General features: G+C 57.6%; 11 protein-coding genes and 1 tRNA gene. 10 read left to right on the top strand and 2 right to left on the bottom strand.

What is annotated here, in order from left to right; translation table 11 throughout:
- Positions 1-54 precede the first annotated feature (54 nt).
- The 9 genes from dnaQ to G0034_RS04375 all read left to right on the top strand — a co-directional run bounded on the left by dnaQ (position 55) and on the right by G0034_RS04375 (position 9,151).
- Complete coding sequence (gene dnaQ, locus G0034_RS04335) at positions 55-786, top strand: DNA polymerase III subunit epsilon (protein ID WP_032629739.1); 732 nt, start codon at positions 55-57, stop codon at positions 784-786.
- 132 nt (positions 787-918) lie between these two features.
- Positions 919-995, top strand: a tRNA-Asp gene (locus G0034_RS04340).
- Between the two features lie 381 nt (positions 996-1,376).
- Positions 1,377-2,096 (top strand): FadR/GntR family transcriptional regulator, encoded by a 720-nt coding sequence (locus G0034_RS04345; RefSeq protein ID WP_014882662.1) that lies wholly within the window; start codon positions 1,377-1,379, stop codon positions 2,094-2,096.
- On the top strand, positions 2,093-3,106 hold the full coding sequence (locus G0034_RS04350; protein ID WP_014882663.1) for an ABC transporter ATP-binding protein: 1,014 nt from the start codon (positions 2,093-2,095) through the stop codon (positions 3,104-3,106). Before G0034_RS04345 ends, G0034_RS04350 begins: the two co-directional genes overlap by 4 nt.
- Entirely contained in the window at positions 3,103-4,185 is a 1,083-nt protein-coding gene (locus G0034_RS04355) for an ABC transporter ATP-binding protein (protein ID WP_023332156.1), read from the top strand. The genes G0034_RS04350 and G0034_RS04355 overlap by 4 nt, the downstream gene beginning before the upstream one ends.
- 2 nt (positions 4,186-4,187) lie before the next feature.
- On the top strand, positions 4,188-5,702 hold the full coding sequence (locus G0034_RS04360; protein WP_232952367.1) for an ABC transporter substrate-binding protein: 1,515 nt from the start codon (positions 4,188-4,190) through the stop codon (positions 5,700-5,702).
- Positions 5,703-5,720: 18 nt separating this feature from the next.
- A complete protein-coding gene (locus G0034_RS04365; protein ID WP_047027768.1) occupies positions 5,721-6,662 on the top strand; it encodes an ABC transporter permease in 942 nt (313 codons plus the stop codon).
- A 2-nt stretch (positions 6,663-6,664) separates the two neighbouring features.
- Positions 6,665-7,540: an ABC transporter permease gene (locus G0034_RS04370; protein WP_179120543.1), complete on the top strand. Its 876-nt coding sequence runs from the start codon at positions 6,665-6,667 to the stop codon at positions 7,538-7,540.
- Positions 7,541-7,549: 9 nt separating this feature from the next.
- Complete coding sequence (locus tag G0034_RS04375; RefSeq protein ID WP_032637421.1) at positions 7,550-9,151, top strand: gamma-glutamyltransferase family protein; 1,602 nt, start codon at positions 7,550-7,552, stop codon at positions 9,149-9,151.
- Between the two features lie 54 nt (positions 9,152-9,205).
- Here G0034_RS04375 and G0034_RS04380 read toward each other — a convergent pair whose 3' ends face one another.
- Both G0034_RS04380 and fadE read right to left on the bottom strand, forming a co-directional pair.
- Positions 9,206-9,976, bottom strand: a complete 771-nt coding sequence (locus tag G0034_RS04380) for an amidohydrolase (protein WP_014882669.1) — start codon at positions 9,974-9,976, stop codon at positions 9,206-9,208.
- A gap of 108 nt (positions 9,977-10,084) precedes the next feature.
- Positions 10,085-12,529 (bottom strand): acyl-CoA dehydrogenase FadE, encoded by a 2,445-nt coding sequence (gene fadE / locus G0034_RS04385; protein WP_014882670.1) that lies wholly within the window; start codon positions 12,527-12,529, stop codon positions 10,085-10,087.
- Between the two features lie 239 nt (positions 12,530-12,768).
- Here fadE and lpcA point away from each other — a divergent pair, with 239 nt between their 5' ends.
- Positions 12,769-13,347 carry a D-sedoheptulose 7-phosphate isomerase gene (gene lpcA, locus G0034_RS04390; RefSeq protein WP_010427884.1) on the top strand — a complete coding sequence of 193 codons (579 nt, stop codon included), beginning with the start codon at positions 12,769-12,771 and terminating at the stop codon, positions 13,345-13,347.
- Positions 13,348-13,371 lie beyond the last annotated feature (24 nt).

The raw sequence follows: 13,371 nt of genomic DNA on the forward strand, positions 1-13,371 counted from the left end.
ACTTCCTGTATTGAAACGTTCAGTTAAACGATAAGTCTGACATAAATGACCGCTATGAGCACTGCAATTACTCGCCAGATTGTCCTCGATACCGAAACCACCGGTATGAACCAGATCGGCGCGCACTACGAAGGGCACAAGATCATTGAGATCGGTGCCGTTGAAGTGGTGAACCGTCGTCTTACGGGGAACAACTTCCACGTCTACCTCAAACCCGATCGGCTGGTGGATCCAGAAGCGTTTGGCGTTCACGGTATTGCCGATGAGTTCTTGCTGGATAAACCGACCTTCGCCGAGGTGGCAGACGAGTTTCTCGACTACATAAAAGGGGCTGAGTTAATCATCCATAACGCGTCGTTCGATATCGGCTTTATGGACTATGAGTTTAGTAAGCTCCATCGCGATATTCCGAAAACCAATACCTTCTGCAAAGTGACCGATAGCCTGGCGCTGGCGAGGAAGATGTTTCCCGGCAAGCGTAACAGCCTCGATGCACTCTGTTCACGTTATGAAATAGACAACACCAAGCGAACGCTGCACGGGGCACTTCTCGATGCCCAGATTCTGGCTGATGTCTATCTGGCGATGACCGGCGGTCAGACGTCGATGAAATTCAGCATGGAAAATGAGTCGCAGCAGGCGCAGGGCGAAGCGGGCATCCAGCGCGTGGTTCGTCAGGCAAGTCGTTTACGGGTTGTTTTAGCCAGTGATGAAGAGTTACTTAACCATGAATCCCGTCTCGATCTGGTACAGAAGAAGGGCGGCAGCTGTATGTGGCGCGCCTGAAAAAACGCCATAATGTCTGTAAAATCATCGGTTGGGCGATTTTTGCAGCAAACGATTCAAAACGTGAGAAAAAGCGTTGACGAGATCGGAGGCACACCGTAATATGCGCCTCGTTCCCCAAACGGGAACAGTGGAGCGGTAGTTCAGTCGGTTAGAATACCTGCCTGTCACGCAGGGGGTCGCGGGTTCGAGTCCCGTCCGTTCCGCCACTATTCAGAAGGCCTGAATCAGAAATGATTCAGGCCTTCGTCGTTTCAACAGCCTGTGTCTTTTATCCCCCCTTTCTTTTCATTAACAAAATGTTAATTTATGTGGTGCAATTAATTAACATTTGCACAACATTAGTGCGTGATTTGCACTGTGTTTGTGCATTCTTTCGCCCTGCCACTTTCCTGGCCTTCATCAGACTGTGTCGCTTTGTAAAAATAATTTTCATGAAATCATTCGCTTACAGTGGATATCGTGAAAGTTTTTGAACCAATAAATAATTGGTTCGGTTATTGCTTAATCATTAGCACGATAAGGTTCATTCCATATCAATAACTTATCGTTAATAAAAAGAAAATAATGATGATAGCGAGCGAACCAATATGGAAAAACCGTCACGGTTTCTGGCCAATTCCAGTACCGCGCTTGAGCAATTGCGCGGGCTTATCAACCAGCATGAGTCAACACCAGGCACTCCGCTGCCCACGGAACGTGAGCTGTCGGAAACTCTCGGCGTAGGACGACGCGAAGTGCGTCGCGCGCTGGATGTGCTGGAAGAGGAAGGACGGATCTGGCGTAAACAGGGTAAAGGCACCTTTATTGGTCCCGCAGCCCCTGTTGAACCGCTGGCGCTTCAGGGATTGGTTCAGCAAACCAACCTGCTGGAAGTCATGGAAGCTCGTCTACAGCTCGAACCCGGCTTAGCCCGGCTTGCGGCACTGCGTGCCACCAGGGAAAACCTCGCGCTCATGCAGCGCATGCTGGAACGCATCGACAAGGTCAGCCCGGATGACCGCGATCTCAACGAACTGTGGGATAGCGCCTTTCACCGCGCTATTGCCGAGGCTGCGGGCAACCGCCTGATGCTCGGCCTGTTTGACGCGATTGATGCCGTGCGGCGCGAACCGGGCTGGCAGCATCTGCGCGAATTAGCCCGCACGCCCGAACGTGTCGATAGTTATAACGACCACCATCACAAGATCATGTCTGCGATTATCCATCGCCAGCCTAATGAAGCAGCTGCCGCCATGCGCGAACACCTGCTTAGCCTGCAAACCGCCCTGATTCAGGCGATCCACCTTGAGGACGACTTCACGCTATGACGACGATCCCGTTTAAGGACACCACGCCTGTACTTCGGCTGAATAATCTCAACGTTAAATTTTCCGGCTCGCCGGTTAGCGTACTGGACGGCATTTCCCTGACGGTCAAAGCAGGCGAGACGCTGGCGCTGGTGGGAGAGTCCGGCTGCGGGAAAAGTATCACCTCACTGGCGCTGATGGGATTACTGCCCGCCAGCGCGCAGATTGTCAGCGGAGAAATGCAGTTTCGCCGTCACGATCTGCGAAAGCTCTCGCCGCGGGACTATGCCGATTTGCGCGGCAGCGAGCTGGCGATGATTTTCCAGGAGCCAATGACCTCGCTCAATCCCGCTTTCACATTAGGCGATCAGCTCAGTGAAGCGGTCATGCGTCACCAGAGCGTTTCCCGCACAGAGGCGATGAAGGTCGCGCTGCAGATCCTGGAGAAGGTGCAGATCCCCGCGGCGGAGATGCGCCTCAAGGCTTACCCGCATCAGCTTTCCGGCGGTATGCGCCAGCGTGTGATGATTGCCATGGCGCTGATCAACCATCCTAAATTACTGATTGCCGATGAACCGACTACCGCGCTCGACGTCACCATCCAGGCGCAAATCCTCACCTTGCTCAACACCCTCAAAGAAGAAACCGGCACGGCGGTCCTGATGATCACCCACGATTTAGGCGTGGTGGCCGAAGTCGCCCAGCAGGTGGCGGTAATGTATGCCGGGCAGGTGGTGGAGCAGGGGAGCGTCGAGGCCATCTTTGCCGACCCGCAGCACCCGTACACCATCGGCCTGATGGGCTCAATCCCTTCGCTGGGTGCACGTAAAGGCCAGCTCTCCACCATTCCCGGGTCGGTCCCGCTCCCGGAATCCATGCCTAAAGGCTGTCGTTTTGCGACGCGCTGCCCGTTTGCGCAGTCTCGCTGCCATGATGAAAAACCGCCGCTCAACACGCTCGGCGCGGGTCATCAGGTCGCCTGCTTCCGCGTGCCGCTCGAACACCACATTGCCCTGGGAGAGACCGCATGACTACGCCAATTCTTGAAGCCCGCGACCTCAGCAAGCGCTTCCCTGGTCCGAAAAAACTCTTTTCACCGGCCCGGTTTGTCACGGCGGTCGATCGCGTTTCGCTTGCAGTGATGCCGGGTGAAACGCTGGCAATTGTCGGCGAGTCTGGCTCCGGCAAATCTACCCTTGGGCGTCTGCTGCTGCGCCTGCTCGCCGCCAGTGAAGGGCGCGTGTTTTACCAGGGTGAGGAGATTACCGACGCCTCGGGCGCCCGTCTGAACCAGCTCCGGCGTGAGCTGCAAATTATTTTCCAGGATCCGTTTGCCTCGCTGAACCCGCGCATGACGGTGGAGCAGATCGTCGGTGAGCCGCTGTGGCTGCACCAGAATATGAAGAAAGCCGACCGACAGTATCGCGTCGCCGAACTCCTCAAAACCGTTGGCCTGCCTGCCGCCTGGTCCGGGCGCTATCCGCACGAATTTTCCGGCGGCCAGCGCCAGCGTATCGGCATTGCGCGCGCGCTGGCCTCGGGACCAAAGCTGTTGCTTGGCGATGAACCCGTCTCTGCGCTGGATGTTTCCGTCCAGGCCCAGGTCGTCAATTTGCTGGAAAGCCTGAAGCACCAGCTGGGGCTGACGATGGTGATCGTTGCCCACGGCCTGGCGGTGATTCGCCATATGAGCGACCGCGTGGCGGTCATGTATCTCGGGCAAATCGTTGAACTTGCGACCGTCGACGAGATCTTTGACGCCCCGCTGCACCCTTATACCCAGGCACTGATCGCCTCGGCACCACAGATGCAGCCGGGCATTGAACGCGACGCACCGCTGCTGCAGGGGGATCTGCCGAACCCGGCGAGCCCTCCATCCGGCTGCCGTTTCCATACCCGCTGCCCGTATGTTACCGATGAATGCCGTCAGGTTGAGCCAATTAATCAGGTGCTGGACGGTGGACGTCAGGTTGCCTGTCACCGCTGGCAGGACATCAATCGCGATCGCAGTGTTATTCAGATAGCACCGCCATCCGCAGCTTTTCTGCGCCGCCGCGCGCTGTTTGAACACGCGGCCACTCACTCCTCCCTTCCTTCAAGGAACTCATGATAATGACAATGCGTAATTCTCTTTTGACCGTACTGGGAAGTGTTATGTTGCTTGGCGCGGCGCTGCCCGCCCATTCTGAAAGCGTGCTGCGAATTGGTCTGGGAGCTGACCCGGACATGCTCGACCCGCATCTGGCGCGCACCTACTATGGCCGCTTTGTCTTTGCTTCCCTGTGCGACAGGCTGGTGGATGTCGACGAACATCTGAAAGTGGTGCCAGGTCTGGCGAAGTCGTGGGCCTGGAGCGATGACGGCAAAACGCTGACCATGGATCTCCGTGAGGGGGTGACCTTCCATGACGGCGAGAAATTCGACGCCGCTGCTGCGAAATACAACCTCGACCGTGCGTTGACCCTAAAAGGCTCCCTGCGCAAAAGCGAGATCTCCTCGGTGGAATCGGTAGAGGTCACCGGTCCGATGCAGATTGCGCTGCACCTGAAAACCCCTGACGCCGCGCTGCTGACGCAGCTGACTGACCGCGCGGGCGCGATGATGGCACCCGACGCGGCGAAAAAGCCTGACTTTGCCGCCCATCCGGTCTGTTCCGGTCCTTATAAGTTTGACAGCCGCGTGTCCCAGGACCGCATTGTTCTGACTCGCTTCGACAATTACTGGAATAAAGACGCCTACCACTTCGACAAAATTATTTATCTGCCGATCCCGGACGCCTCCGTGCGCCTCGCGAACCTGCGGGCAGGCGATCTCGACCTGACCGAAGGCATTGCGGCCAGCGACGTTAAAACCGTTGAAGCCGACAGCAAGCTGGCGCTGGCGAAGGTAACGGGTCTGGGTTACCAGGGTATTACCTTCAACATCAATAACGGCAAGGTCCCGGCGAACGATCCGTTCAGAGATGCCCGCGTACGCGAGGCATTTTCGCAGGCCATCGACCGTGATGCGCTAAATCAGGTGGTCTTTGAAGGGCTATACACGCCGGCAAACCAGGCGTTTTCCACGGTGAGCCCATATCACGTCAATTTGCCGGTTCCGCCCCGTGACGTCGATAAAGCCAAAGCGCTGCTCAAAGCGGCAGGCGTCACCACGCCGCTGACCGTCAACCTGCTGGTGCCGAACAACCCGACCTCGCAGCAGGTGGGTCAGGTTCTGCAGGCAATGGTTGCCGAGGCCGGCTTCACGCTCAACCTGCAGATGACCGAATTCGCGACGCTGCTGGATCGTCAGCAGAGTGGTGATTATCAGCTCAGTTTCTCCGGCTGGTCGGGCCGCCCGGACCCGGACGGCAGCATCTACGGCTTTGTCCATAGCAAAGGCACTCTGAATGACGGACGCTACAGCAACGCGCAGGTCGACGAATGGCTGACTCAGGCGCGCCAGAGCACCGACCAGGCCGCACGCCAGCCGCTGTATGACAAGGTGGTGAAACAGCTGCAAACCGACATGCCGATTGCCTACCTCTACTTCGAGCCGCGCATTTTTGGTCTGAACAAGCGCGTGCAGGGCTTTAAGCCTTACCCGGACGGCATCGTGCGTCTGGCGGGTTTGACGCTGGCGAAATAAACGTCCTGAGGAGAACCCATGCTGGAACTGATTTGCAAACGTCTGCTGCTGGCCATCCCGACCCTGCTGCTGGTGAGCATGATGGTGTTTGGCCTGCAAAAACTGCTGCCCGGCGACCCGCTGATCGCCATGGCCGGGGAGGAGCGCGATCCGGCGGTTATCGCCCAGTTGCGTGCTGAGCTCAATCTGGATGCGCCCATTCCTGTGCAGTATTTCAACTGGTTATCGCGCGCATTGCAGGGCGACCTGGGGGTCTCCTTACGCACGCACGAACCGGTGACGCAGCTGATTGCCAGTAAGCTGCCGGTGACGCTGGAGCTGTCGCTGCTGGCGATGATTATCGCGCTGGTATTTGGCATTAGCATGGGGATCCTCGCGGCAGTGAACAAAAACAGCTGGGTCGATCACGGGGCGAACTTTGTGGCGATCTCGGGGATCTCGATCCCCCATTTCTGGCTGGGGATCCTGCTGATTCTGGTCTTCTCGGTGAACCTGCAGTGGCTTCCCGCGTCCGGTTATGTACCGTTCAGTGAGGATCCGGTGCAAAACCTGCGCACGCTGCTGCTGCCCGCAGCCGTTCTCGGAACAGGGCTGGCGGCGACGCTGATGCGCCATACCCGAGCATCGATGATTGCGGTCCTGAAAGCGGATTACATCCGCACCGCGCGCGCGAAAGGATTACTGCCGAAAGCGGTGATCTTAAAGCACGCGTTTCGCAATGCGCTGGTGCCGGTGATCACCCTTACGACGCTGCTGTTTGGTGAGCTGCTGGGCGGTGCGGTGCTGACCGAGCAGGTCTTCACCATTCCCGGCTTCGGCAAGATGATCGTCGATTCGGTATTTAACCGAGACTACGCGGTGGTGCAGGGCGTGGTGCTGATCGTGGCGATCGGCTTCCTGCTGCTCAACCTGCTGGCTGACGTGCTCTACGTTCTTATCAACCCGAAAATGCGAGGTTAACCATGGCGGAACTGACGACGCAAACCGCTGTGCCCGCGCTGCCGCGCGCGCAAAACCGGGTGCTAAAGAAATTCCTCGCCAATAAAAGTGCGGTGATTGGCGCGGTGGTGGTGGGCTTCTTTGTGCTGGTGGCGCTTCTGGCGCCGTGGATTGCACCGTTCGACCCGGTCAAAGCCAACTTCCTCGCGGTGCGTAAAGCGCCGTCGGCAATGTACTGGTTCGGCACCGACGAGCTTGGGCGCGACATTTTATCCCGCATTATCTGGGGGGCGCGAACTTCGCTGATGGCGGGCTGTATGTCGGTCGTTATCGCGGTAGCGATCGGCGTGCCGCTGGGGCTGGTAGCGGGGTATTTCCAGAAGATGTGGGATGGGGTGATCTCGCGCTTCATTGAAGCGCTGCTGGCCTGCCCGTTTCTGATCATGGCGATCGCGCTGGGGGCATTTTTAGGCCCAAGCCTGACCAACGCGATGATCGCCATTGGCCTTTCCGCGATGCCGATCTTCGCCCGTCTGACGCGTGGGCAGGTGATCGCCATCCGCAACGAAGAGTACATCGACGGCGCGCGGGCGATTGGCCTGCCGGATCGCTGGATCATCATCAAATACGTGCTGCCCAACGTGATGTCACCGATCCTGGTACAGTCCACGCTGGCGATTGCCTCGGCGATTATCGCCGAAGCCAGCCTGTCGTTTTTAGGGTTGGGGCAGCAGCCGCCCAATCCGTCCTGGGGGTCAATGCTCAACACCGCGAAAGGTTTTCTTGAGCAGGCGCCGTGGATGTCCGTTTTCCCCGGCGTGGCAATTTTCCTTGCCGTGCAGGGCTTTAATTTACTTGGCGACGGGCTGCGCGATGCGCTCGATCCGCGCCACGACTAAGGAGTCATGATGACTAAAGCGCTTGATTTTACGTCCGGTTACGAATCACGACGCCCTCCGATGATGGGCCATAACGCCGTTGCCACTTCGCAACCGCTGGCGGCGCAGGCAGGAATGAAAATGCTGCAGCTGGGCGGTAATGCTGTTGATGCGGCGATTGCCACCGCGATGGCGCTGACGGTAGTCGAGCCGACCGGTAACGGGATCGGCAGTGATGCCTTTGCCATCGTCTGGGACGGTGAAAAACTTCACGGTCTGAACGCGTCGGGGCGCTCACCGGCCAGCTGGCATGCGGATCTCTTTGCCGGAAAAACGGCGGTACCCGAAATCGGCTGGGACGCCGTGACCGTGCCCGGTGCGGTATCCGGCTGGGTTGCACTGGCAGAGCGTTTCGGCACGCTGCCGCTGACCACGCTGGCGCAGCCAGCCATTGACTATGCGCGAAACGGTTTCCCGGTTTCGCCGCTGATTGGCCATCTCTGGCAGCGCGGCTACAACAAGCTGAAAGACCAGCCTGGCTTCAGCGCCTGCTTCGCGCCGGAAGGTCGCGCGCCGCGAGTGGGGGAGATCTTCCGTAACCCGGCGCAGGCGAATTCGCTGGAACTGATAGCGAAAACCAACGGCGATGCGTTTTACCGCGGCGAGCTGGCGCAGAAAATTGCCGCCTTCGCCAAAGAACACGGCGCGCATTTGACGGCTGAAGATCTCGCCAGCCACCGCGTGGACTGGGTAGACCTGCTGTCACGCGACTTCGCGGGTGGTTCGGTGCAGGAGCTGCCGCCAAACGGCCAGGGGATCGCCACGCTGATTGCGCTGGGTATTCTGGAGCAGTGCGGCATCGAGCAGCATCATCCGGACTCCGTGCAGTCTCTGCATTTGTCCATTGAAGCGATGAAGCTGGCGCTGGCGGATCTCGACCGCTACGTGGCGGATGAAGATCATATGGCGTTCGCGGCCAAAGAGCTGCTGAGCGATCATTACCTGAAATCGCGTGCGGCGCTTATCAACCACGAAAGCGCCTCTGATTTTGTCTACGGTTCACCCACCCAGAGCGGTACGGTCTACATCAGCACTGCGGATGCCAGCGGGATGATGGTCTCCTTTATTCAGTCCAACTATATGGGGTTTGGTTCAGGGATCGTGGTGCCAGACACCGGGATTAGCCTGCAAAACCGGGGCTGTGGTTTTTCGCTGGATCCTAATCATCCAAACGCGCTGGCGGGCAGCAAGCGTCCGTTCCACACCATCATTCCGGGCTTTGCAATGGACGGCAGCGGCAAGCCGTTGATGTCCTTCGGCGTGATGGGCGGCCCGATGCAGGCGCAAGGACACATGCAGATGGCGCTGCGCATTATGCTGCACGGGCAAAACCCGCAGGCGGCGATTGACGCTCCGCGCTGGCGCGTGGTGCAGGGCAGGGAAGTGATCGTCGAATCAACGTTCGATCGCAATACTATCGCCGCGCTGCGCGAACGCGGACACCAGATCGTGGTGGAAGATCCGCTGCAGGATTATAACTTCGGCGGTGCGCAGGTGATTTATCGCCTTCCGGAAGGGCATTACGTGGCGGCAACGGAGAGCCGTAAAGACGGACAGGCGTTGGTGAGTTAAACGCTCGAGCAGCATTTGTAGGCCGGGTAAAGCGTAGCCGCCACCCGGCTTTTTTTACCCGATGCTAAACGGATCCGCATCCTGCCAGGCCGGAAACTTCTCCCGATACTCCTTCAGCGCGGTCAACGATAGCTCCGCATCAATTCGCGTTGCCTGATGCGGCTCGGCAGTCGCAATAATCTCGCCCTGCGGATTTACCACCCGGCTGTCGCCGCGGTAGTGATGCCCGTTGCCATCCGTCCCCACACGGTTACAGCCCACCACATACGCCTGGTTCTCAATGGCGCGCGCCACCAGCAGCGACTGCCAGTGCAGCGAGCGCGGTGCTGGCCAGTTGGCGACATACAGCGCCAGGTCATAATCGTTGCGGTTGCGCGACCACACCGGGAAGCGCAGGTCGTAGCAGACCAGCGGCAGAATGCGCCAGCCGCGCCACTCGAATACCACGCGCTCATTACCCGCTTCATAGTGATGATGCTCATCCGCCATGCGGAACAGGTGGCGTTTATCGTAAAAATGCACTTTCCCTTCCGGCTCAACCAGCAGAAAACGGTTCACTGGCCCGCGCTCGGTTTGCAGGGCGGCACTACCCGCGATCAGCGCGTTTGTTTGCTGCGCTTTGGTATGCATCCAGGCGACCACGTCATCCTGAGGCATTGATTGCTTAGCTGCTTCCATGGCGAAGCCGGTGGTGAACATCTCCGGCAGGACAATCACATCTCGTCCGGTAATCTCTTCCAGTTGACGATCAAAGTGGCGCAGGTTGGCAGGGCCATCCATCCACACTAAAGGTTGCTGCAAAATCGAAATCTTCAAACCCGGCACGATACAGACTCCTCAAACGACCCCTTTTTGACACTGTAGCACGTCATTACGAGAAAATGTGGCAATAAAAAACCCCGCGCGCGGCGGGGTTTGTCAGAACGAAACGGGTTATGCCGCTTCAGGTTTACGGTGCTTCTCTGGCAGCTTTACCGGCTGTGTTGCCAGCTCGTCCGGTTCGAAATCATCGACGTTAATACTGCGCAGACGGCTCTCTTCGGCTTTTACCAGAATTGCTGCTTCAGCATTATCGATAATGCCACCTGACAGCGCCTGTTTCGCCAGTTCATCCAGACGGGTGAACGGCAGGTTTTTGCCCAGTTGTTTGCAGATCTTCTGATGAATTGGGTCGGCGGCCATTACATCAAGCAGCGCCTCTTCCAGCAGACCCACCGGGTTATGTGGCGTAGGGGCCAGGTACTGACCACGGCCGATACGGGAGCGTGTCGCGCTCGGTACCTGCAGGATTTTCGCCACTTTGTGGTCCAGCTTGTCGGACGGTGCCAGGTGGTGACGACCGGTCGGGAAGATCACCACGCGCAGGGCGCCCGCAACAAAGCGGTTCGGGAAGTTCGCCAGCAGATCGTCAATCGCCTGTTCTGCCTGATACATCGCATCCTGAACGCCCCAGTGTACCAGCGGCAGATCCGCTTCCTGACGCCCTTCGTCGTCGTAACGCTTCAGGACCGCAGACGCCAGGAAGATCTGGCTCAGCACATCCCCCAGACGGGCAGATATACGCTCGCGACGCTTCAGGCTACCGCCGAGAACGGCCATGGAAACATCCGACAGCAGAGCCAGGTTGGCGCTCAGACGGTTCAGATGCTGGTAATAGCGTTTGGTCGCATCACCGGTTGGCGTCGCGCTGGTAAGACCGCGCGTCAGGCCGAGCCAGAAACTACGCACCTTGTTGCTACCCACATGACCGATATGTTTGAACAGCAGCTTATCGAAGGCATCCACGTCATTATTCTGCGCAGCGGCCATCTCTTCCAGCACGTACGGATGGCAGCGAATCGCCCCCTGACCGAAGATCATCATGCTGCGGGTCAGGATGTTGGCACCTTCAACGGTGATGGCAATCGGTGCGCCCTGATAGCCGCGCGCCAGGAAGTTGCCTTCGCCGAGCATAATGCCTTTACCGCCTGCGATATCCATCGCGTCAATGATCGACTGCTGCGCGCGGTGGGTACAGTGGTATTTCACAATCGCGGACAGCACGGCCGGTTTTTCGCCCAGCATAATGCCGTAGGTAATCAAAGATGCGGCGGCATCCATCACGTAGGCATTACCTGCGATACGCGCCAGCGGCTCTTCGATACCTTCCATCTTGCCGATGGAGATTTTGAACTGACGGCGGATGTGGGCGTATGCACCAATCCCCATCGCCACAGATTTCAGGCCACCAGTAGAGTTCGACGGCAGGGTAATGCCGCGGCCAACCGACAGACATTCCACCAGCATACGCCAGCCCTGACCGGCCATTTTCGGACCACCGATAATGTAATCAATCGGCACAAAGATGTCCTGACCGCGGGTCGGACCGTTCTGGAACGGCACGTTCAGCGGGAAGTGACGGCGACCAATTTCAACGCCCGGGGTAGAGGTTGGGATCAGCGCACAGGTAATGCCCAGATCTTCTTCGCCGCCCAGCAGTTTTTCCGGGTCAGAGAGCTTAAAGGCCAGACCCAGCACGGTGGCGATTGGCGCCAGGGTGATATAACGCTTGTTCCAGGTCAGGCGCATGCCCAGCACCTGCTCGCCCTGCCACTCGCCCATGCAGACCACGCCGGTATCCGGGATCGCGCCTGCATCGGAACCCGCTTCCGGGCTGGTCAGCGCGAAGCAAGGGATTTCCTGACCACGCGCAAGACGCGGCAGGTAGTGATCTTTCTGCTCTTCCGTACCGTAATGCTGCAGCAGTTCACCCGGGCCTAAGGAGTTAGGCACGCCAACGGTAATCGCCAGGATCCCGGAGACGCCCGCCAGCTTTTGCAGGACGCGAGCCTGAGCGTAAGCGGAGAATTCCAGACCGCCATACTCTTTCTTGATGATCATCGCGAAGAAGCGATGTTCTTTCAGATACGCCCACAGTTCTGGCGGCAGGTCCGCCATTTCATGGGTAATCGCGAAGTCATTTGCCATGCGGCACGCTTCTTCCACCGGGCCGTCAATAAAAGCCTGTTCTTCAGCGGTCAGACGCGGCTGCGGATAGTTATGCAGCTTTTTCCAGTCCGGGTTGCCCTGGAACAGGTCGCCTTCCCACCAGGTGGTACCGGCATCAATCGCTTCTTTCTCAGTCCGCGACATTGGCGGCATCACTTTGCGGAAGCCTTTGAACACCGGCGCGGAGATCATCGACTTACGCATCGGGGTAAAGTTAAACGGCAGAAGAATGATGGCCAGCGGAACTAAAAGCCAGATATTCCACAGACCAGCGACGCCAAGTGCAGCCGTCCAGGCCAGCAGAATCACACTACTCAGGAATAAACTGACGCGGTGATAGAACAACACACCGAGCAGTACAACAGTTGCGAGAATGCTCAAAATCATCATAAAGAAAAGCTCCCTTGCTTGTAGGAGGTCTGACCACTTGTGATGATATGGTTGTAGTTGATGTTATTTCCTTTAGCAATGTGTTTACAAAATAATTACAACCGGGCTCACATTGTTCGTGTTTTCGCCGGCACGAAAAAGCAAAACGCCGGAGGATTCGCATGGCTTTAGCTTCTCGCTTTTCCCGCTATCCGGTACACTCCACTGTGTTATTTCATCAATACTGAAGGATTATCCTCATGTACCAGGATCTTATTCGTAACGAACTGAACGAAGCGGCGGAAACGCTGGCTAACTTTCTGAAAGATGATGCCAACATTCACGCTATTCAGCGCGCGGCGGTCCTGCTGGCCGACAGCTTTAAAGCGGGCGGCAAAGTGCTCTCCTGCGGTAACGGTGGTTCCCACTGTGATGCCATGCACTTTGCAGAAGAGCTGACCGGACGCTATCGCGAAAACCGTCCGGGCTACCCGGCGATTGCGATTTCCGACGTCAGCCACATCTCCTGCGTAGGCAACGACTTCGGTTACGACCACATCTTCTCCCGCTACGTTGAAGCGGTAGGCCGTGAAGGCGACGTGCTGCTGGGGATCTCTACCTCTGGCAACTCCGGCAACGTGATCAAAGCGATCGCCGCCGCGCGTGAAAAAGGGATGAAAGTCATCACCCTGACCGGTAAAGATGGCGGTAAGATGGACGGTACGGCGGATGTCGAAATTCGCGTTCCGCACTTCGGTTATGCTGACCGTATTCAGGAAATTCACATCAAAGTGATCCACATCCTGATTCAACTGATCGAAAAAGAGATGGTTAAGTAAGACTTCGCTGGGGGCACTCTTGCC

The organism is Enterobacter sp. T2, assembly GCF_010692925.1.
Classification (GTDB): Bacteria; Pseudomonadota; Gammaproteobacteria; order Enterobacterales; family Enterobacteriaceae; genus Enterobacter; species Enterobacter kobei.

What these genes read in the sequence shown, in the direction of transcription:
- dnaQ (WP_032629739.1), top strand. Translation starts at nt 55, where the DNA reads ATGAGCACTGCAATTACTCGCCAGATTGTCCTCGATACCGAAACCACC.
- G0034_RS04345 (WP_014882662.1), top strand. Translation starts at nt 1,377, where the DNA reads ATGGAAAAACCGTCACGGTTTCTGGCCAATTCCAGTACCGCGCTTGAG.
- G0034_RS04350 (WP_014882663.1), top strand. Translation starts at nt 2,093, where the DNA reads ATGACGACGATCCCGTTTAAGGACACCACGCCTGTACTTCGGCTGAAT.
- G0034_RS04355 (WP_023332156.1), top strand. Translation starts at nt 3,103, where the DNA reads ATGACTACGCCAATTCTTGAAGCCCGCGACCTCAGCAAGCGCTTCCCT.
- G0034_RS04360 (WP_232952367.1), top strand. Translation starts at nt 4,188, where the DNA reads ATGACAATGCGTAATTCTCTTTTGACCGTACTGGGAAGTGTTATGTTG.
- G0034_RS04365 (WP_047027768.1), top strand. Translation starts at nt 5,721, where the DNA reads ATGCTGGAACTGATTTGCAAACGTCTGCTGCTGGCCATCCCGACCCTG.
- G0034_RS04370 (WP_179120543.1), top strand. Translation starts at nt 6,665, where the DNA reads ATGGCGGAACTGACGACGCAAACCGCTGTGCCCGCGCTGCCGCGCGCG.
- G0034_RS04375 (WP_032637421.1), top strand. Translation starts at nt 7,550, where the DNA reads ATGACTAAAGCGCTTGATTTTACGTCCGGTTACGAATCACGACGCCCT.
- fadE (WP_014882670.1), bottom strand. Translation starts at nt 12,529, where the DNA reads ATGATGATTTTGAGCATTCTCGCAACTGTTGTACTGCTCGGTGTGTTG.
- lpcA (WP_010427884.1), top strand. Translation starts at nt 12,769, where the DNA reads ATGTACCAGGATCTTATTCGTAACGAACTGAACGAAGCGGCGGAAACG.